Annotated in this window: 17 protein-coding genes; 11 read left to right on the top strand and 6 right to left on the bottom strand. The window is 72.1% G+C overall.

Translation table 11 applies throughout. The features are described 5' to 3' along the window. The first annotated feature begins 13 nt into the window (after positions 1–13). The 6 genes from ACQEVM_RS20185 (at position 14) to ACQEVM_RS20210 (ending at position 6,812) form a co-directional block, all read left to right on the top strand. A complete protein-coding gene (locus tag ACQEVM_RS20185; protein ID WP_433080982.1) occupies positions 14–487 on the top strand; it encodes a DoxX family protein in 474 nt (157 codons plus the stop codon). Positions 488–769: 282 nt separating this feature from the next. Beyond that, complete coding sequence (locus ACQEVM_RS20190) at positions 770–1,819, top strand: FecCD family ABC transporter permease (RefSeq protein ID WP_433080984.1); 1,050 nt, start codon at positions 770–772, stop codon at positions 1,817–1,819. A gap of 11 nt (positions 1,820–1,830) precedes the next feature. Then, positions 1,831–3,033 (top strand): FecCD family ABC transporter permease, encoded by a 1,203-nt coding sequence (locus tag ACQEVM_RS20195; RefSeq protein ID WP_433080986.1) that lies wholly within the window; start codon positions 1,831–1,833, stop codon positions 3,031–3,033. Beyond that, the gene (locus tag ACQEVM_RS20200; protein ID WP_433080988.1) at positions 3,030–3,836 is read left to right on the top strand and encodes an ABC transporter ATP-binding protein; all 807 of its coding nucleotides are present in this window, start codon (positions 3,030–3,032) and stop codon (positions 3,834–3,836) included. The genes ACQEVM_RS20195 and ACQEVM_RS20200 overlap by 4 nt, the downstream gene beginning before the upstream one ends. Before the next feature lie 14 nt (positions 3,837–3,850). Further along, on the top strand, positions 3,851–4,888 hold the full coding sequence (locus ACQEVM_RS20205; RefSeq protein WP_433080990.1) for an ABC transporter substrate-binding protein: 1,038 nt from the start codon (positions 3,851–3,853) through the stop codon (positions 4,886–4,888). A gap of 88 nt (positions 4,889–4,976) precedes the next feature. Next, the gene (locus ACQEVM_RS20210) at positions 4,977–6,812 is read left to right on the top strand and encodes an SIP domain-containing protein (protein WP_433080992.1); all 1,836 of its coding nucleotides are present in this window, start codon (positions 4,977–4,979) and stop codon (positions 6,810–6,812) included. A 158-nt stretch (positions 6,813–6,970) separates the two neighbouring features. Here ACQEVM_RS20210 and ACQEVM_RS20215 read toward each other — a convergent pair whose 3' ends face one another. From ACQEVM_RS20215 to ACQEVM_RS20225, 3 genes are all read right to left on the bottom strand, one after another. Continuing rightward, positions 6,971–7,189: a hypothetical protein gene (locus ACQEVM_RS20215; RefSeq protein WP_433080994.1), complete on the bottom strand. Its 219-nt coding sequence runs from the start codon at positions 7,187–7,189 to the stop codon at positions 6,971–6,973. A 26-nt stretch (positions 7,190–7,215) separates the two neighbouring features. Beyond that, positions 7,216–8,241, bottom strand: a complete 1,026-nt coding sequence (locus tag ACQEVM_RS20220; protein WP_433080996.1) for a cation diffusion facilitator family transporter — start codon at positions 8,239–8,241, stop codon at positions 7,216–7,218. 176 nt (positions 8,242–8,417) lie between these two features. After that, positions 8,418–8,591 (bottom strand): hypothetical protein, encoded by a 174-nt coding sequence (locus ACQEVM_RS20225; RefSeq protein ID WP_433080998.1) that lies wholly within the window; start codon positions 8,589–8,591, stop codon positions 8,418–8,420. A 330-nt stretch (positions 8,592–8,921) separates the two neighbouring features. Here ACQEVM_RS20225 and ACQEVM_RS20230 point away from each other — a divergent pair, with 330 nt between their 5' ends. Together ACQEVM_RS20230 and ACQEVM_RS20235 are read left to right on the top strand one after the other, a co-directional pair. Then, positions 8,922–11,315, top strand: coding sequence for an ATP-binding cassette domain-containing protein (locus tag ACQEVM_RS20230; RefSeq protein WP_433085277.1), 2,394 nt, complete (start codon positions 8,922–8,924; stop codon positions 11,313–11,315). Between the two features lie 100 nt (positions 11,316–11,415). Then, entirely contained in the window at positions 11,416–12,108 is a 693-nt protein-coding gene (locus ACQEVM_RS20235) for an RraA family protein (RefSeq protein WP_433081000.1), read from the top strand. Positions 12,109–12,209: 101 nt separating this feature from the next. Here the strand turns inward: ACQEVM_RS20235 and ACQEVM_RS20240 are convergent, their stop codons facing one another. Further along, a complete protein-coding gene (locus tag ACQEVM_RS20240) occupies positions 12,210–13,079 on the bottom strand; it encodes a DUF4394 domain-containing protein (RefSeq protein ID WP_433081002.1) in 870 nt (289 codons plus the stop codon). 338 nt (positions 13,080–13,417) lie between these two features. Here ACQEVM_RS20240 and ACQEVM_RS20245 point away from each other — a divergent pair, with 338 nt between their 5' ends. Continuing rightward, positions 13,418–14,155 (top strand): VOC family protein, encoded by a 738-nt coding sequence (locus tag ACQEVM_RS20245; protein ID WP_433081004.1) that lies wholly within the window; start codon positions 13,418–13,420, stop codon positions 14,153–14,155. A 4-nt stretch (positions 14,156–14,159) separates the two neighbouring features. Here ACQEVM_RS20245 and ACQEVM_RS20250 read toward each other — a convergent pair whose 3' ends face one another. After that, positions 14,160–15,572, bottom strand: coding sequence for an NADP-dependent succinic semialdehyde dehydrogenase (locus ACQEVM_RS20250; RefSeq protein ID WP_433081006.1), 1,413 nt, complete (start codon positions 15,570–15,572; stop codon positions 14,160–14,162). A gap of 191 nt (positions 15,573–15,763) precedes the next feature. Here ACQEVM_RS20250 and ACQEVM_RS20255 point away from each other — a divergent pair, with 191 nt between their 5' ends. Continuing rightward, on the top strand, positions 15,764–17,008 hold the full coding sequence (locus ACQEVM_RS20255) for an FUSC family protein (protein ID WP_433081008.1): 1,245 nt from the start codon (positions 15,764–15,766) through the stop codon (positions 17,006–17,008). On the opposite strand, the gene ACQEVM_RS20260 is transcribed toward ACQEVM_RS20255, so the two are convergent. After that, the gene (locus ACQEVM_RS20260; RefSeq protein ID WP_433081010.1) at positions 16,993–17,367 is read right to left on the bottom strand and encodes a hypothetical protein; all 375 of its coding nucleotides are present in this window, start codon (positions 17,365–17,367) and stop codon (positions 16,993–16,995) included. The genes ACQEVM_RS20255 and ACQEVM_RS20260 overlap by 16 nt on opposite strands. A gap of 279 nt (positions 17,368–17,646) precedes the next feature. On the opposite strand from ACQEVM_RS20260, the gene ACQEVM_RS20265 reads away from it, so the two are divergent. Next, positions 17,647–18,492 (top strand): alpha/beta fold hydrolase, encoded by an 846-nt coding sequence (locus ACQEVM_RS20265; protein WP_433081012.1) that lies wholly within the window; start codon positions 17,647–17,649, stop codon positions 18,490–18,492. The last annotated feature ends 135 nt before the right edge of the window (positions 18,493–18,627 follow it).

The following is an 18,627-nucleotide window of genomic DNA, read 5'->3' on the forward strand; positions in this document are numbered from 1 at the left end:
CGAAGGAGTCACCGTGAACGACCACCTCTCCACCGCCCGGCCATACGCGCTGGGCCTGTTCCGGATCGTCACCGGCCTGCTGTTCGCCTGCCACGGCGCCGCCTCCCTCTTCGGCGTGCTCGGCGGCGCCCACGGCGGCGGCACGGTGCCCGTCGGCACCTGGCCGGGCTGGTACGCGGCGGTGATCCAACTGGTGGCCGGCACGCTGGTGCTGTTCGGGGTCGGCACGCGCAGCGCCGCCTTCATCGCCTCGGGCTCGATGGCCTACGCCTACTTCACCTCGCACCAGCCGAACGCCCTCTGGCCGATCCAGAACAACGGCGAGTCCTCCGCGATGTTCTGCTGGGCCTTCCTCCTGCTGGTCTTCACCGGCCCGGGCGCCCTCGCTGTGGACCGGCTGCTCCCCTCCCGGGCGACCGCCGGCGCACCGCCCGCCCCCGACACCACGGGCGGCGAGGACCGGCACGCCAGTCCCGCCACCGCCTGACCCCACCCGCACCCCGCCGACGGTCCCACCCGTCGGCGGGGTGCGCACGACGAACGGGCCCACCCCTGCACGGGGTGGGCCCGTTCGTCGTGCGGGGCGTCGGCCGTGCCACCCAAGCCGGCGCCGCACAAGGCTTTTTCGGCAACAAGGGCACCCCGCGTCCCGCCAGGAGCGAATCCCGACCCCTGATTGTGAGCGGTTTGGTCTCACGATTGGACCAGGCGCAGTTTGGTAAGCCTAACCTAAGTAGTAGTTGCACGGACGAGGAGTACCGGAACACCCATGAGTCAATCGGCCCCGCCGGTGACAGTGCCGCCGCCGGCGCCCGCGAGAACCCGCTTCTCGCGCGGCACGGTGGTGACCCTGGTCGCCGGCCTGCTTCTCGCGACGGTGGTGATCGCGAGTGTCGGCTACGGCGCACGCGACATCTCGGCGCTGGAGACCGTCAAGATCCTGCTCCACCCCGGGGGCGGCGGATACAACCACGACGTCCTGTGGACGGAACGCATCCCCCGCACCCTGCTCGGTCTGGCCGTCGGCGCCTCGCTCGGCGCCTCCGGGCTCGTGATGCAGGCACTCACGATGAACCCGCTCTCCGATCCGGGCATCCTGGGCGTGGAGCAGGGCGCCGCGATGTTCGTGGTCCTCGGCATTCTCTTCCTCGACGTCAACGACGCGAGCGGCTTCTTCTGGCTGGCGCTCGTCGGCTCGGCGATTGCCGCGGCCCTCGTCTACCTGATCGGTACGCGCACCAACGCGGGCAGCACCACCCTCGGGCTGGTGCTGGCCGGTGTCGCCATCGCCGCCGTGCTGGCCTCCGTCGTCACCCTCCTCGTCGTCCGCGACGAGGCCGTGTACTCCTCCCTGCGCTTCTGGTCGGTCGGTCAACTCAGCGGTCGCTCCCAGGTCCTGGGCGAGATCGCGCCGTTCGCCGTCATCGGCCTGCTGCTCGCGCTGCCGCTCGGCCGCACCCTCAACGCCCTCAGCCTCGGCGAGGAGACGGCCCGGGGCCTCGGTGTGCGCGTCCAGCGTGCCCAGTTGGCCGGCGCGGCGGTGGCCGTCCTGCTCTGTGCCTCGGCGACGGCGGCCGTCGGACCCGTGGCCTTCGTGGGACTGGTCGCCGCGCACGTCGCGCGGATGCTGGTCGGCGCGGACCACCGTTGGTCGCTGCCGCTGTCGATGCTCTGCGGGGCCGTGCTGCTGGTCGGCGCCGACACCGTGGGCCGCCTGGTCCTCGATCACGGTGAGATCCAGGTGTCGGTGATGACGGCCGTGGTCGGCACCCCGTTCTTCGTGTGGCTGGCCCGCCGACGCGACCTGGTCCGGATGTGAAGGACGTGCCCGTGCCCCGACAAGCCGCCCCGACCCGGGCCGCGGTGCCCGCGTCGGCACCCGAACCCAAGGCCACCGAACCCAAGGCCACCGACGCCGAAGCCTCGGAATCCAAAGCCGCCGGCGCGCGGCCCGCGATTCCGGCCGGCCGACCGCACGAAGCCCCCGGTACGTCGTCGGTCGCCGCCACCGCCGCGCTGTTGCGCCGGGCCCACCGGTCCGCCCGCCGACGCACCGCCCTCCTGGTCGCCGTGCTCGTCGCAGTCCTGATCGGGCTGCTGCTGGCCTCCGTCCTGCTCGGCGGGTTGCGCAACATCCCGGCGTCCGACGTGCTGCCCGCCGCGTTCGGTCAACGCACCGGCCTCGCCGACTACGTGATCCACCGCATCCGGATGCCCCGCGCGCTGGCGGCCCTGCTGGCCGGCGCCCTGTTCGGGCTCTCCGGCGCGCTCTACCAGCGACTCATCCGCAACCCGCTCGCCACCCCGGACATCGTCGGCATCTCCGCCGGTGCGGGGGCCGGAGCCGTCACGGTCCTGATCCTCGCGCCGGCGATCCCCTACGGGGTGGAGGGCGCGGCGCTCGCCGGGTCCTTCCTCCTCGTCGGCGCCGTGCTGTTGCTCAGCCGGCGCGGCGGCCGGGTGGACACCTTCCGGCTGGTGCTGATCGGCATCGGCATGGCGGCGGTGTGCACCGCATACGTCAACTACCTGTTCTCCATGGCGGGTCAGCACAGCATCGCCCAGGTGACGCGCTGGCTCGTCGGCAGCGTCAGCGGAGTCACCTGGGACGGCGTCACCACCCTCGCGGTCGCCTTCGCCGTGTGCGCCCTGTGCGCCGCGCCGCTCGGCCGGGCGCTGGGTGCCATGTCGTTGGGCGACCAGTTGGCGGCCGGGCTCGGCACCCGGGTGTCGGCTGCCAGGACGGCGGCCCTGCTGCTCGGTGCGGCCGCCGCCGCCCTGGCCACCAGCGTGACCGGGCCCATCGGTTTCGTCTCGCTGGTGAGCGGCCCCATCGCCGCGCGCCTGGTCGGCGCGGACCGGGCGCTGTTGCTCGCCGCCCCCATCGGTGCGGTGATCGTCCTCGGGTCCGATGTGCTGGCCCAGCACGGTCCGCTGATCAGCCCGGTGCCCACCGGTGTCCTCACCGCCCTGATCGGCGCCCCCTACTTCGTCTGGCTGATCCTCCGCCGCAGGCAAGGAGCAAGTTCATGAGTTCCACGGCGCCCCCCGGCCTGGCCGCCCGTTCCATCACCACCGGGTACGACCGCACACCGGTCATCGAGGACCTCAGCCTGGACATCGAGCCCGGCAGGATCACCGTGCTGGTCGGTCCCAACGCCTGCGGCAAGTCCACCCTGCTCAAGTCCATGGCCCGCCTGTTGCCGGTCGCCGCCGGCTCGGTCCTGCTCGACGGCAACGACATCCACGCCCTGCCGACCCGCGAGGTGGCCCGCCGGCTCGGCATCCTGCCGCAGTCCCCGATCGCCCCCGAGAGCATCACCGTGGGGGACCTGGTCTGGCGCGGCCGCCACCCGCACCACCGGTTCGGGCAGCGCCGCACGGCCGCCGACGACGAGGTCATCGCCCGGTCGTTGACGGCCACCGGCACGGCCGAGCTGATCTCCCGGCCGGTGGACCAGCTCTCGGGTGGTCAGCGCCAACGCGTCTGGATCGCGCTGGCGTTGGCCCAGGAAACCCCCACGCTGCTGCTGGACGAGCCCACCACCTATCTCGACATCGCGCACCAGATCGAGGTCATGGACCTGCTCGCGGATCTCAACGAGCAGAGCGACAAGACCATCGTCCTGGTGTCCCACGACCTCAACCAGGCCGCCCTGTACGCCTCGACGATCGTCGCCATGCGCGACGGCCGGATCGTGTGCCAGGGCGCGCCCGAAGAGGTCCTCACCGAGCAGACGGTCGCCGAGGTCTTCGGCCTCGACTGTCTGGTCGTTCCCCATCCCCGTTCCGGCCGGCCCCAGATCTTCCCCCTGGGCCGCCACACCACCTCATAGGAGTACCAGTCCCCGTGTCCTTCCTCGACAGACACCGCACCCTGGCCGCCCTGACGGCCACCGCCGCCGGCCTCGGCCTGCTCACCGCCTGTGGTGGCGGCTCCTCCGACAAGGCGGACAAGCCGGCCGCCGCCTCAGCCGACGCCGCGAAGGGCGCCTTCCCGGTCTCCCTCAAGAACGCCTGGGGCAACACCGAGGTGAAGAAGAAGCCGCTCAAGGTCGCCACCGTCTCCGACGGCGACACCGACATCGCGCTGGCCCTCGGCATCGTCCCGGTGATCACCCCGGACGTGGAGGACGGCGGGAAGGTCCCCGAGTACAAGCAGCGGGCCATCGACAAGCTCGGCGCCGGCAAGCTCAAGACGTACGACGACACGGACGGCACCGCCTACGAGGCCATCGCCGCCGAGGCCCCCGACGTCATCCTCGGCGTGAACACGTGGGAGATGGACAAGGACTACGCGAAGCTGTCCCCCATCGCCCCCGTCGTCACCTACACCGACAAGGCGCAGGCCGACACCCTGACCTGGCAGGAGCGTCTGAAGACCGCCGCCAAGGCGCTGGGCCTGGAGGCCAAGGCCGACGAGGTCATCGCGGCCAACGAGAAGGCCACCGCCGACGCGGCGGCCGCGCACCCGGAGTTCAAGGGCAAGACGTACACGTACACCGTCGTCCACCCCGAGCAGATCAGCTTCATGTCGTACCAGGCCCAGGACCCGGGCGTCTTCGAGAAGCTCGGCTTCGCCAAGACCGACAAGGCGAAGAACTACGGCCCCGACAAGAACGCCGTCAGCCTGGAGAACCTCGACCAGCTCGACGCCGACGTCCTCCTCGTCACCTACCCCTTCGGTGACCGCGGCGTGATCAGCCCCAAGGAGCTGGAGGGCAACAAGCTCTTCCAGTCGCTGAACTCCGTGAAGGGCAAGCACTTCGCGGTCATCCCGTCGGACAACAACCTGGCCTCGTCCATCGCCTACCCGGACGCGCTGAACGCGCCGTGGGCGGTCGAGCAGTTGACGCCGCTCCTCGCCAAGGCCGTCGCCGGCCGGTAGGCGACACCCGAACAGGTCGGCCCGCCGCCTTCCCCGGGCGGCGGGCCGACCGGCCCGACCCCGACCACACATCTGAGGAGTTCTCCCCATGTCCAGCCGCAACCCCCGCCCGGTCGTCACCTTCCCCATCGTGCTCAGGGAGCTGACCGTGCTGCGTGTCGCGGACGTGACCCCTGGCATGCGTCGGGTGACGCTGGGCGGGCCCCAGTTGGCCGCCTTCCGGAAGAACGGCCTGGAGCTGCCGGCGCTGCGCACCGAGGGCTTCGACGACCACGTGAAGTTCTTCTTCGCCGACGAGGCGGGCGGGGACCCGGTGCTGCCTGGCCAGAACGTCTCCAGCCTGGACTGGCCCGCCGACGCGAGGCCGCTCACCAAGGACTACACCCCGGTGCGTTTCGACTCCGAGGCCGGGGAGATCGACTTCGACTTCGTGAACCACGCGGGCGGCGTCGCCTCGTCGTGGGCGCAGGCGGCGAAGCCCGGCGACGTCACCTGGATCGCCGGCCCGAAGATGTCGCACGGTCATCCGGAGGGCGTCGACTGGCTGTTGGCGATCGGTGACGAGACGGCCCTGCCCGCCATCGCCCGGTGGCTGGAGGAGATGCCGGAGGGCACCCGCGCCCGGGTGTTCGTCGAGGTCGGCGAGGACAGCCACCGTCAGGAACTGCCGACCCGCGCCGACGCCGAGATCACCTGGCTCGTGCGCGGGGGCGCGCCCGCAGGGAGCACCGACCTGCTGGAGCAGGCGGTACGGGGCATGGAGTGGCTGCCGGGCACCCCGTTCGTGTGGGCGGCCGGCGAGGCCGTGACCCTGAAGGGCATCCGCCGCCACCTCGCGGTGGACCGACAGGTGCCGCGGGAGCGGACCCACATCACCGGGTACTGGAGGCGCACCGAACCGGCCGTCGTCACGGGGCCGCAGGCGCAGGACGAGGACGACGCGCACGACCGCCTGCACGAACTGACCGACCTGGCACCGGGCCTCGCCATCCGGGCGGCGGTCACGCTCGGCCTGGTGGATCTGGTCTACCAGGGGGTCCGGACGCCGGACGCCCTGGCCGCGCGCACGTCGGCGCAGCCGCGCACGCTGGCCGCCCTGCTGACCTACCTGGTCTCGCTGGACGTGTTCGCCCTCGACTCCGAGGGGTACCGGCTGACGCCGATCGGCGAGGAACTCGTCGAGGACGACCACTCGTTGGCCGAGTACGACCTGCGCGGCGCGCAGGCCGCCCTCGACCTGTCGCTGTCGGGTCTCGCCGAGACCCTGTGGAGCGGCAAGGCCGGCTACCGCACCCTGTCCGGCCTGCCGCTGGCCGAGGCGATGGTCAACGACGAGCGCCTCGGCGGTTCGGCGCGCGAGGCGGTCGAGGACGAGGCGCTGTGGATCGCGCCCGGTGTCGCCGGCGGGTACGACTGGTCCTCGGTGGGATCGGTGACCGCAGCCGGGCACGGCGCCGGCGCCGTGGTCAACACGCTGCTCAAGGTGTTCCCCGAACTGCGGGCCCGGATCGCCGCGCAGCCGTCGGCGCTGCGGGTGGTGCGGGAGCAGGTGCTGGATGCCGACGTGCTGCCCCGGGTGGACCTGCTCGCCCGCTCCGGACCGGTGCCCCCCGGTGACGGCACCGTACTCCTGTGTCGGCTGCTGGAGCTGCTGCCCGACGAGGACGCCGTGCTCACCCTGACGGAGACGGCGGCCGCGCTTCCCGACGGGGGCGCGCTGCTGCTGGTGGAACAGGTCGAGGGGCCGGACGCCGATGACGTGGAGGCGGCGCTGAACCAGTTGCGGCTGGCGTCGGCGTTCGGCTCGGGAGTGCGCTCGGAGGCCGCGTTCGCGGAACTCGTCGCGCGCGCCGGGCTGGCGGTCCGCGATCTCACGGACATCGGCTGGGACCACCGCCTGTGGGTGCTGACCCGGCAGAGCTGATCCCCGGATCAGCCTGATCGGGGGGCCTGCCACCCGCGCGTCTCCCGGCAGCTCTCCGGTCCGGGTGTCGACACGCACTGCCGCTCGGAGGACCGGACCCCGCCCCCGGCCGCCCACGGGTCCGGGCGGGACCCGTTCCGCGGAGACGCCGGTACCCGTCACAGGGCCGGTACCTGGTCGCGCAGGAAGAGGTCGGCGCTCTCCACCCGTGCCCAGCGGCGCAGTGGTGCGGGTGGGCGCGGGATCTCCCGGCCCTGTTCGCGCCACTGGCGCACGACGGCGTCGTAGATGGGGGTCCCCGAGGGGCGGGCGTGCTCGCCGGTTCGGGGGCTGAGGCCCGGCCAGGGTGCCGGAACGGTTCTTCTCGTGTCGTTCACGACGTACCCAACGACGGGAGGCCGCTTCAGGCAACCCTCGGCCGCGCCCCGACCGGCGTGTGGTCGGTGTGAACGGTCGCGGCGATCAGTCGCGGAACGGCGTGTACCAGGGCGTGCTCGGCGGCTTCGGCCAGCTCGTGGGCCTGCACCACCGTCAGGTGCGCGTCGACGACGATGTCGGCCTCGGCGCGCAGGGCGTGGCCGATCCAGCGCATCCGGACCTGCCCCACGCCCCGCACACCGCCGACCGCGCGCAGGGCGTTCTCCGCGCTCTCCACCAGTGCCGGGTCGACGCTGTCCATGAGCCGCCGGAACACCTCCCGGGCGGCGCCGAGCAGCACGTACAGGATCGCGACGGTGATCAGCAGCCCGATCACGGGGTCGGCGGCCTTCCACCCGGCGGCGGAGCCGGCCGCGCCGAGGAGGACGGCGAGGGAGGTGAATCCGTCGGTTCGGGCGTGCAGGCCGTCGGCGACCAGGGCGGCGGAGCCGATCCTGCGGCCGGTGCGAATGCGTTGGCGGGCCACCCATTCGTTGCCGGCGAACCCGACGAGCGCGGCGGCGGCCACCGCCCACAGGTGGGTGACGTCGCGGGGGTGCAGCAACCGGTCGACGGCCGCCCAGGCGGCCAGTGCCGCGGAGGCGGCGATGGTCGCCACGATGAGCATCCCGGCCAGGTCCTCGGCCCGGCCGTAGCCGTACGTGTAGCGCCGGTTCGCGGCGCGCCTGCCGAACAGGAACGCGATGCCGAGCGGGACGGCGGTCAAGGCGTCGGTGGCGTTGTGGACGGTGTCGCCGAGCAGGGCCACCGATCCCGACAGGGCGACGATCACGGCCTGGACGACGGTGGTCGCCGCCAGGACGAGCAGGGACAGCCACAGCGTGCGCATACCGGCGCGCGAGGTCTCCATGGCCGGATCGATCCTGTCGGCCGCCTCGTGGCCGTGCGGGCGGATCAGGTGCGCCAGGCGCCGGCCGCGGCCCGAGCCCACGTGAGGGTGGTGAGGTTGATGGTCCTGACGGTGATCGTGTACGTGCCGATTCCCCTCCATGCCCCCACGGTGGCACATCGCACGCATTGCGGCTACAGCCGTCATACGCCCGGTGACCAGGTGCGATTCACTCGCATGTGCGGCCCGGAGGCAGCCTCCGACCGGCGCGGCCCCCCGGCCCTCGCGGGCCCGGTGGCGGACCGGCGGCGGACCGGCGGCGACGGCGACGGCGACGGTCAGGACGACTCCTCCGCGAGGATGCGATCCGCCGCGTAGTGCGGGCACCGGTCCGCGTGCCAGGTCACCGTCAGGAAGCCCGGGCCCGCCGCGATCGTCCGCGCCACACCGTCGACCGGGCCGGCCCCGCAGTATCCGCACACGAGTGTTCTCGGAACCGGCAGCTCCACCATGACCGTTTCCTCCCGCCGAACCAGCGCACATCCGAAGCACCCACATCTATCAAACCCACACACGATCCGATCGGGTACCGACGGGTAGTGGCCGACTTCCGTACACATCGGGCTCGGGAGGCCGGATACGCACCGCACGAAGACGGGCGGACGACGAAGACGACCGCCCGCGTGCCCGCGCGAGCGATCAGGACCCGCGACCCGGACCCGCGACCGATCAGGATCGGAGAAGCGAAACCCGCCCCGCCCGCCGTAGCGTGAAGTCCACGGGCATCGAGCCCTGCCGGCAGGGAACGGGGCGCCCGGCCCCGATCGACGGATGGAGACGCGATAAGCATGGCCAAGAGGACGGGGACGCGGTCGTCCGCGCCGCACGACGCCGACAGCCACGACCTGATCAGCGTGCACGGCGCGCGCGTGAACAACCTCAAGGACGTCAGCGTCCAGATCCCCAAGCGGCGGCTGACGGTGTTCACGGGCGTCTCCGGCTCGGGCAAGAGCTCGCTGGTGTTCGGCACGATCGCGGCGGAGTCGCAGCGGCTGATCAACGAGACGTACAGCGCCTTCGTCCAGGGCTTCATGCCGACGCCGGCGCGGCCCGAGGTCGACGTACTGGACGGCCTGACGACCGCGATCATCGTGGACCAGCAGCGGTTGGGGGCCGACCCCCGCTCCACGGTCGGAACCGTCACCGACGCCAACGCGATGCTGCGCATCCTCTTCAGTCGCCTCGGGAAGCCGTATGTCGGCGGGCCCGGCGCCTTCGCCTTCAACGTCCCCTCGGTCCGGGCGAGCGGGGGGATCACGGTCGAGCGCGGCGCCGCCACCAGGACGGTGAAGGCGACCTTCAGCCGCACGGGCGGCATGTGCGTGCGCTGCGAGGGCCGGGGCAGCGTCTCCGACATCGACCTCGCCCAGCTGTACGACGACTCCAAGTCGATCTCCGAGGGGGCGTTCACCATCCCCGGCTGGAAGTCGGACAGCTGGTGGACCGTACGGCTCTACGCCGAGTCGGGCTTCCTCGACCCGGACAAGCCGATCCGCAAGTACACCAAGAAGGAGATGCAGGACTTCCTCCACCGGGAGCCGACCAAGGTGAAGGTCGAGGGCGTGAACCTCACCTACGAGGGCCTCATCCCCAAGATCCAGAAGTCGTTCCTGTCCAAGGACAAGGAGGCGATGCAGCCGCACATCCGGGCGTTCGTGGAGCGGGCGGTCACCTTCACCACCTGTCCCGAATGCGACGGTACCCGGCTCAGCGCGGAGGCCCGCTCCTCGCGCATCGCCAAGCTCAACATCGCCGAGGCCTGCGCGATGCAGATCAGCGACCTCGCGGAGTGGGTGAGCGGCCTCCACGAGCCGTCGGTGGCGCCGCTGCTGTCGACACTGCGCGGGACCCTGGACTCGTTCGTGGAGATCGGGCTCGGCTACCTCTCGCTCGACCGCCCGTCGGGCACGCTGTCGGGCGGCGAGGCCCAGCGCGTGAAGATGGTCCGCCATCTCGGTTCCTCGCTCACCGACGTCACCTACGTCTTCGACGAGCCCACGACGGGCCTGCACCCCCATGACATCCAGCGCATGAACGATCTGCTGCTGCGGCTGCGGAACAAGGGCAACACGGTGCTGGTCGTCGAGCACAAGCCGGAGACGATCGTGATCGCCGACCACGTCGTGGACCTCGGTCCCGGCGCCGGCGCGGCGGGCGGCACGGTCTGCTTCGAGGGCAGCGTCGAGGGGCTGCGGACCGCGGGCACCGTCACCGGCCGCCACTTCGACGACCGGGCCGCCGTCAAGGACACGGTACGGACGCCCACCGGCACGCTGGAGATCCGCGGCGCGACGACGCACAACCTGCGCGACGTCGACGTCGACATCCCGCTCGGGGTGCTCACGGTCGTCACCGGTGTCGCCGGCTCCGGGAAGAGTTCGCTCGTGCACGGGTCGATCCCCGCCGGCGAGGGTGTGGTGTCGATCGACCAGGGCGCGATCCGCGGTTCGCGCCGGAGCAACCCGGCCACGTACACCGGTCTGCTCGACCCGATCCGCAAGGCGTTCGCGAAGGCCAACGGCGTGAAGCCGGCGCTGTTCAGCGCCAACTCGGAGGGTGCCTGCCCGAACTGCAACGGCGCCGGGGTCGTCTACACCGACCTGGCGATGATGGCGGGCGTCGCCATCGTCTGTGACGAGTGCGAGGGGAAGCGGTTCCAGGCGGCGGTCCTGGAGCATCACCTCGGCGGCCGCGACATCAGCGAGGTGCTGGCGATGTCGGTGACCGAGGCGGAGGAGTTCTTCGGGGCCGGGGAGGCGCACACGCCGGCCGCGCACCGGATCCTGAATCGGCTCGCCGACGTGGGACTGGGGTACCTCAGTCTCGGTCAGCCGCTGACCACGCTGTCGGGCGGTGAGCGGCAGCGGCTGAAGCTGGCGACCCACATGGCCGACAAGGGTGGGGTCTACGTGCTGGACGAACCGACCGCCGGCCTGCACCTGGCGGACGTCGAGCAGTTGCTCGGACTCCTCGACCGGCTCGTCGACTCCGGCAAGTCGGTGATCGTGGTCGAGCACCACCAGGCGGTCATGGCGCACGCCGACTGGATCGTGGACCTGGGTCCGGGCGCCGGCCACGACGGCGGCCGGATCGTCTTCGAGGGCACGCCCGCCGATCTGATCGCCGGCCGCCCCACGCTCACCGGCGAGCACCTGGCGGCGTACGTCGGCGCCTGACCGGGACGCGCGGACACGGCGGGACGGGCCGGAGGAGGTGGCAGGGCACGATGAGGGCGGTACGCGATCGAACCCGTTCTTTTCGAGAAGGAGAGAGGGCATGCTGCAAGCCTTCGCCGACCTGTCCACCCCGCTCCTGGCCGACGCCTGTGTCCGTACGAACACGCCGCTGCGCGTCGCACCGCCCGGCATCGGCGCGGTCGTGCCGGGGCACCGGGTGGCGGGGCCCGTGCTGCCGGTGCGTCACTTCGGGAGCGTGGACGTGTTCCTGGAGGCCTTCGGCCGGGCCGAGGAGGGCGACGTCCTGGTGATCGACAACGGCGGCCGTTCGGACGAGGCGTGCGTGGGTGATCTGGCGGTACTGGAGGCCGCGGCGGCCGGGGTGACGGGTCTGGTGGTGTGGGGACTGCACCGCGACACGGCGGAGCTGGCCGAGATCGGTCTGCCCGTGTTCAGCTACGGCGCCTTCCCGCCCGGACCCGTACGGCTGGACGAACGGGAGGCCGACGCCCTGGTCACCGCACGGTTCGGGGCGCACCTCGTGGACGGCCGGGACTTCGTCTTCGGTGACGTCGACGGTGTGCTGTTCGTCGCCGCGGAGCACGTCGAGAGGGTGCTGACGACGGCCGGGCGGATCGCCGGGACGGAGCGGGAGCAGGCGCGCCGGATCCGATCGGGCGAGACGTTGCGCCGGCAGACGGCTTTCGAGGACTACCTGGTCCTGCGGGACGCGGATCCCTCGTACTCCTTCCGGCAGCACCTGCGGCGCACCGGCGGCGCCATCGAGGAGTAGGACGCGCACGTGGCGGGGCCCTCTCCCGGCAGGCACTGGCCGGCGCGGCGGCCGTTCGGTGGGCCGGTCCCCCGCCCGAACGGCCCGCCGCGCGCGGTGGATCAGTTCTGGCCGAGCGGCAGGGCCAGGTCGGTGACCTGCTGCTTGGCGGGGAAGGCGCCGAGGTCGCGGGCCGCTCCGGTCAGCACGTCGATCTGGTAGAGGCGGGAGCCGCGACCGGTATCGAGGGTCGCGAATCCCTGGTTGATGCCCTGCTTGGGCGAGAAGTGGATGTCGAATCCGGCGTCGGGTCCGGCGTTCACGCCGAGGTTCCCGGTGGGTGCGAGGGTGCCGGCGTTGGCGGGTGACTGGAGGGAGACCCGGTCGGCCGTGGTGTCGAGGTCGAAGAGGGTGGTCGCCGTGGCGGCGTTCAGGTCGTTGTTGGTGTAGGCGGCGCCGGTGACGCCCATGGCGGTGGACGGCGGGGTGGTGGGGTTGGTGAGGGTCCCGTCGACCGTGGTGCCCAGCGGGGCGGCGGCGTCGTCGAGGTTGTGGCGCAGGTTCTGACCGGTGTTGCCGATCACGCGCAGACGGTTCGCGGCGGGGTTGAAGTCCACCCCGAACCGCGTGCCCGACAGGCCCACGGTGAGCTGGGAGACCTTCGTCGCCCTGGCGTTGCCGGTGTTCAGGGTGTAGATGCCGCCCTTGTCGCCGACGCCGTAGAGCTTCTCGTTCTGGACCCGGAAGTCGATGCCCACCAGCCTGGTGTCGCCCCGCAGCCCGGACACCCTGCCGATGCCGGTGGGCTTGGCGGGCGAGTCCACGGTGAACTCCACCAGTCGCTGGTCGGAGGTCAGGCCGATGGCGGTCAGTGCCCGGCGTCCCGCTCGGTCCACGGCGTGGTCGCCGCCGTCGGCGGAGGCCAGAACGGGCGCCGACACGGCGGCGGCCAGGACGACGGACGCGGCGATGACGATCTTGCGAGTACGCATGATGCTCTCCAGGATCGGGGTTCGGAGAATCTGGGGGTTCCGCCCGCGGTGTCGGGCGGGTCGAGTCTGTTTCGACGGTCGGGCCCGCGCGGACGGGTCGGTGCCCGCGATCCCACCCCAATGGCGGCACCGGCCGCCCGGCCGCCTCCTCTCCGCCGGCGGAACTCCCCTCGGTGCCGGATTCCGACCGGGCGTCGTCCACCGTCCCGCGCGGCCGTGTCTCGCGGTCTGGCGTCGAAGCCGGGGCTACGGTGGGCGCCGGGTGAGCGTCAGAGAGGTCGGTGCCGGTGTCGACGTCAAGCCATGAGGTGTTCGGTGCGCCGTGTTGGGTGAGCCTGATGACCCGCGATCTGGAGAACGCGCAGGCGTTCTACGGGGCCGTGCTCGGGTGGACCTTCCGCCCGACCCGGCTCGGCGAGGGTTTCTCGGTGGCGATGCGTGACGGGGTGCCGATCGCGGGCATCGGGGCACTCGCCGGCCGGCTGGGCGTCCCGGTCGCATGGACGCCGTACTTCGCCGTCGACGACGCCGACGTCACCTCGGCGCGGATCCGCGAACGGGGCGCCACCATGGCGGTGGGCCCGCTGACCTTCGGCACGGGGCGCGCCGCGCTCGCCGCCGATCCGGAGGGGGCGGTCTTCGGTTTCTGGCAGGGCGAGGTCATCCCGGACTGGACGGCGCACCGCCACCACGCCGCCGCGTCGCTCGAACTGCGCACGCGTGACGCGTTCGCCGCCGCCGTGTTCTACGGGGACGTCCTGGACTGGGCGTGCGAGCGCCCGGGGTGCTGTGACGTCTCGTACGAGCACGATCACGTGGTGATCCGGCGCGGTCACGACACCGTCGCCCGGATCAGCGGCGGGGCCGTGGAGGAGGCACCGGACCCGCAGATCCGCCCGCGCTGGCACATCCACTTCGACGTGCCCGACCTGGAGGCGGCCGTGGACACCGCCGTCCGGCTCGGTGGCCGGACCGCCTCCCCGGTCCGGACGACGGGCGACAGCCGCCGGGTCGCGATCGGGGACCCGGACGGCGCCCTGTTCACGATCGTCACGCCGCAGGGCGCGTCCGGTTGAGCGGCTACGCGGGCTTGGCGTCCGGTTCGGCCGCGTGCCACACGGTCGTCGTGTTGCAGAACTCGCGGATCCCGTGGCCCGAGAGTTCCCGGCCGTAACCGCTGCGCTTCACTCCGCCGAACGGCAGTGCGGGGTGGGAGGCGGTCATGCCGTTGAAGAAGACACCGCCGGCCTCGACGTCCCGGACGAAGCGTCGCTGTTCGGCCTCGTCCCGGGTCCACACGTTCGAGCTCAGGCCGAAGGGCGTGTCGTTGGCCAGGTGCACCGCCTCGTCCAGGTCGCGGACCCGGTACACGGTCGCCACCGGCCCGAAGGCCTCCTCGTGGTGGATGCGCATCTCGGGGGTGATCCCGGTGAGGACCGTCGGCTCGTAGAACCAGCCCTTCGGGAACGCCTCCGGCCTGCTCCCGCCGCACAGGGCGCGGGCTCCTCGGCGCACCGCGTCGTCCACGAGTCCTTCGACGTCGTCGCGGCCCTGCTCGGTGGCGAGCGGGCCGACGTCGGTGGATTCCGCCATCGGGTCGCCGACGGTCAGTTCGGCCATGCGGGCGGTGAAGAGCCGGGTGAACTCGTCGTGGACGTCGGTGTGCACGATGAATCGCTTGGCCGCGATGCAGGACTGGCCGTTGTTCTGCACCCGGGCCGTCACCGCGATCCGCGCGGCGCGTTCGACGTCGGCCGACGGCATCACCACGAAGGGGTCGCTGCCGCCGAGCTCCAGGACGGTCTTCTTGACCTCGTCGCCGGCGATGGCGGCGACCGCGCGGCCCGCCGGCTCGCTCCCCGTCAGGGTCGCCGCGGCCACCCGGGGATCGCGCAGGATCCTCTCGACCGCGCCGGAGGAGACGAGCAGCGTCTGGAAGGCTCCGGCGGGGAATCCGGCGCGCCGGAAGAGGTCGCCCAGGTACAGCGCGGTCTGGGGCACGTTCGACGCGTGCTTGAGCAGACCCACGTTGCCGGCCATGAGCGCGGGTGCCGCGAAGCGGACGACCTGCCAGAGGGGGAAGTTCCACGGCATCACGGCCAGGACGACTCCCAGCGGCCGGTAGTGGACCCGGGCGCGGGCGGCCCCGGAGTCCGCGACCTCCTCCTCGGCCGGGAACTCGTCGGCCAACAGGCCCTCGGCGTTGCGGGCGTACCACCGCATGGCCTTGGCGCACTTCGCCGCTTCGGCGCGGGCCGCCGCGATCGGTTTGCCCATCTCGGTCGTCATCGTGCGGGCGATGTCGTCCTGGTCCTCGTCCAGGAGGTCCGCCGCGCGGTCGAGGAGCCGGGCGCGCTCGGCGAACTCCGTGATCCGAAACGTCCGGAACGTCTCGGCGGCGAGCGCCAGCCTTCGTTCGACCTCGTCTTCCGTCAGTTCGTCGAACGTGCGGAGCGTCTCGCCGTTCACGGGGTTGATCGTCGCAATGGCCACGTGGGGCTCTCCTCTTCCTCGGCGCACCGGTCTGTGCACCGGTCTCCGATGATGCAATCGCGCGTGGGCGGCGGGCCGGAAGCGCGCCGGACCTCGACGCGCGCCGTTCCGCCCCGTTCGCGTGTGCCCCGCGAGGGCCGGGTGATCGGTGCGCTTGTTGATCACGTCGAGGAGTGGGCAGGGGCGGGCTTATGACACTGGCAATCACACCTCTGCGTCGGCTCGCCCACCGCTACCGGGAACCCGCGGTCGTCCAGGCGATCCGTTCGACCGCGGCTGCCGTCGTCTCGTACGTCGTCGCCCTGGCGGTGAGCGACGAGCCGGCGCCCCTGACCGCGCCGCTCACCGCGCTGCTCGTCGTTCAGGTCACGCTCTACACCACGCTCACCACCGGCATCCGGAGGGTGAACTCCGTCGTCGCCGGCGTGCTGATCGCCATCGGCTTCAGCGCCCTGGTCGGACTGACCTGGTGGAGTCTCGGCCTGATCATCCTGGCCTCGCTCGTCATCGGCCGCGTGGTGCGGGCCGGCGAGTTCGTCCCGGAGGTCGCGATCAGCGCGATGCTGGTCCTCGGTGTCACGAGGGTCGCCGACACCGCCTGGGACCGTGTCCTGGAGACGCTGATCGGCGCGGCGGTCGGCCTCCTCTTCAACGTGCTGTTCGTGCCGCCCGTGTGGATCCGTCCCGCCTCGGAGGCGATCACCGGTCTCGCGGCGGGCATGAGCACCCTGCTGACGCACATCTGCGCGGAACTCGGCGGACCCACGACGGTGGAGAAGGCCGCCGCCCGGCTGCACGAGGCACGGCGCCTCGACAACGACATCGCGCTGGTCGATGCCGCGCTCCGACAGGCCGAGGACAGCCTGCGGCTGAATCCGAGGGTGCGCGAGGGGCTCCTCTTCCGGCTGGTGCTGCGCACGGGGCTCGACACCCTGGAGATCTGCGCGGTGGTGCTGCGGGTGTCCTGCCGGACCTTGACCGATCTCGCCAAGACCCGGCCGGCGGACACCCTCTTCCCGCCGCTCGTCACCCAGGCCCTCCAGGAGTTGTACGGCCATCTGGCCATCGCGATGGAGAGCTTCGCCGAGCTGATCACCGCTCAGGTCAGCGCGAACGCCGAGGAGGCCGAGGGCCGGCTGACCCGGGAGCTGGAGATCGCCCGGATGAGCCGCGACCGGCTCGCCGTGCTGTTGCTGGAGCGGGTCCGCGCCGAGCCCGGGATGTGGCAGTTGTACGGGGCGCTGCTGGCCGAAGCGGACCGCGTACTCGACGAACTCGGCGTGGACAAGCGCTCCCAGCGCCTGATGGAGGAACTCGACCAGCACTCCCGGCTGCGCCTCGAACGGCATCCGCGATGGCACCGTCTGACGCGCCGACTGCGCTCCCTCGGGTCGGGCCGGGGCCGCGCCCGGGACCGCGATCAGGTCTCGGAGTAGCTGAAGTCCCCCATCGTCCACGCGCTGACGTCCTTGATCGCGATCCGGTACATCCCTCCGGTCTCGGGGATGCCCATGGTGCCCTGGAGGATCCTGGCCACGTGGAAGTGCAGGTAGGAGGGCGACTCCCGGGGCGAGGAGCCGTCGGCCGTCTCGGCGTCCGCGAACAGTGGCGCGAACGGACTGAGCCGGTCGGAATCGATCAGGACCTCGGCCACGCGCCGGCGCCACACGCTCTCGGGAGCGAGGCGGCCCGTGACCACGGCGCCGTGAACCAGGACGGTCAGTGACATCTGGTTGGTCTGCTCCGATTCCACCGCGGCGGCGATGGCGACGAGCAAGACGTCAGGCTTCGACATGAGCACCGATGCTACAAGGCGCCGGTCCCCCCGGCGGGCGTGTTGACGCTGCGCCGGTCCCCGCGTCCGCACATCGCGTGGCGCGTCGGCCCGCGTCCGCGACGACCGGTTGTCGCATCGGCTGTTCCCACGCGGCGTTCCCACGCGGCGTTCCCGCGCGGCGTTCCCGCGCGGCGTTCCCGCGCGCGGGGCGGGGCCCGCTGCGGTCGCGGGGCCGGTACGTTGACGCCCACCGGTACGGCCACGACCCGACCCGCCCGCACCTCGGAGGGACCCCTGATGAACGAGAGCGACCTGCGGTTGGCCGGCGGGCGCGTCCTGCACGTCCACGACACCGGACCGGGACGTCGCGCCGACGGTCCCGTCGTGTTCTGGCACCACGGCACGCCGAACATCGGGGCGCCCCCCGCGCCGCTCTTCCCCGCCGCCGCCCGACTGGGCATCCGGTGGGTGTCGCACGACCGCCCCGGGTACGGCGGCTCGTCCCCGTGCCCGGGGCGGACCGTGGCGTCCGCGGCGGCGGACGTGCGCGCCGTCGCGGACGCGTTGGACATCGACCGGTTCGCGGTCATGGGCCATTCGGGGGGCGGGCCGCACGCACTGGCCTGCACTGCGCTGCTCGCGGACCGGGTCCTCGCCGTGGTGAGCGTGGCGGGATTGGCGCCCTTCGACGCCGAGGGCCTCGACTGGTTCGCCGGCATGAACCCCTCCGGCGCGGCGTCCTTGCGTGCCGCCGCGCGGGGGCGCGGGGCGAAGGAGCACCACCAGGCCGGTGCCGTGTTCGATCCGGAGATGTTCACACCGGCCGATCATGCGGCGCTGGCCGGCCCCTGGTCCTGGTTCGCCGATGTCGTCGGGCCGGCCGTGGAATCCGGTCCCGGTGGTCTGATCGACGACGACCTCGCCTACGTCACGCCCTGGGGCTTTCGTCCCGAACTGATCACGGCGCCCACACTTCTCCTGCACGGCGCCCGGGACCGGGTCGTACCGAGCGCGCACGGTCGGTGGCTCGCCGACCGGATCCCCGGAGCGGAACTGCGGATGAGCCCGGACGACGGTCACCTCTCGGTGTTGAGTGCGGGCGAGAGCGCCCTGGAGTGGCTGGCGACGCACCGCGGTACGTGAGCCGGACAGCCACGGACCCCGCACCGACCTGCCCGTTTGCACTTCGGCAACAGTGTTGCCAAAGTGGCGGCATGATTGCCTCGACCGCTGGATCCAGCCCCCTCGGCCAGACCGCCGACCCTGCCGCCGTACGGA

The organism is Streptomyces sp. CA-243310, assembly GCF_050936775.1.
Lineage (GTDB): Bacteria > Actinomycetota > Actinomycetes > Streptomycetales > Streptomycetaceae > Streptomyces.

What these genes read in the sequence shown, in the direction of transcription:
- ACQEVM_RS20190 (WP_433080984.1), top strand. Translation starts at nt 770, where the DNA reads ATGAGTCAATCGGCCCCGCCGGTGACAGTGCCGCCGCCGGCGCCCGCG.
- ACQEVM_RS20200 (WP_433080988.1), top strand. Translation starts at nt 3,030, where the DNA reads ATGAGTTCCACGGCGCCCCCCGGCCTGGCCGCCCGTTCCATCACCACC.
- ACQEVM_RS20210 (WP_433080992.1), top strand. Translation starts at nt 4,977, where the DNA reads ATGTCCAGCCGCAACCCCCGCCCGGTCGTCACCTTCCCCATCGTGCTC.
- ACQEVM_RS20220 (WP_433080996.1), bottom strand. Translation starts at nt 8,241, where the DNA reads ATGGAGGGGAATCGGCACGTACACGATCACCGTCAGGACCATCAACCT.
- ACQEVM_RS20225 (WP_433080998.1), bottom strand. Translation starts at nt 8,591, where the DNA reads ATGGTGGAGCTGCCGGTTCCGAGAACACTCGTGTGCGGATACTGCGGG.
- ACQEVM_RS20235 (WP_433081000.1), top strand. Translation starts at nt 11,416, where the DNA reads ATGCTGCAAGCCTTCGCCGACCTGTCCACCCCGCTCCTGGCCGACGCC.
- ACQEVM_RS20240 (WP_433081002.1), bottom strand. Translation starts at nt 13,079, where the DNA reads ATGCGTACTCGCAAGATCGTCATCGCCGCGTCCGTCGTCCTGGCCGCC.
- ACQEVM_RS20245 (WP_433081004.1), top strand. Translation starts at nt 13,418, where the DNA reads ATGACCCGCGATCTGGAGAACGCGCAGGCGTTCTACGGGGCCGTGCTC.
- ACQEVM_RS20255 (WP_433081008.1), top strand. Translation starts at nt 15,764, where the DNA reads ATGACACTGGCAATCACACCTCTGCGTCGGCTCGCCCACCGCTACCGG.
- ACQEVM_RS20260 (WP_433081010.1), bottom strand. Translation starts at nt 17,367, where the DNA reads ATGTCGAAGCCTGACGTCTTGCTCGTCGCCATCGCCGCCGCGGTGGAA.
- ACQEVM_RS20265 (WP_433081012.1), top strand. Translation starts at nt 17,647, where the DNA reads ATGAACGAGAGCGACCTGCGGTTGGCCGGCGGGCGCGTCCTGCACGTC.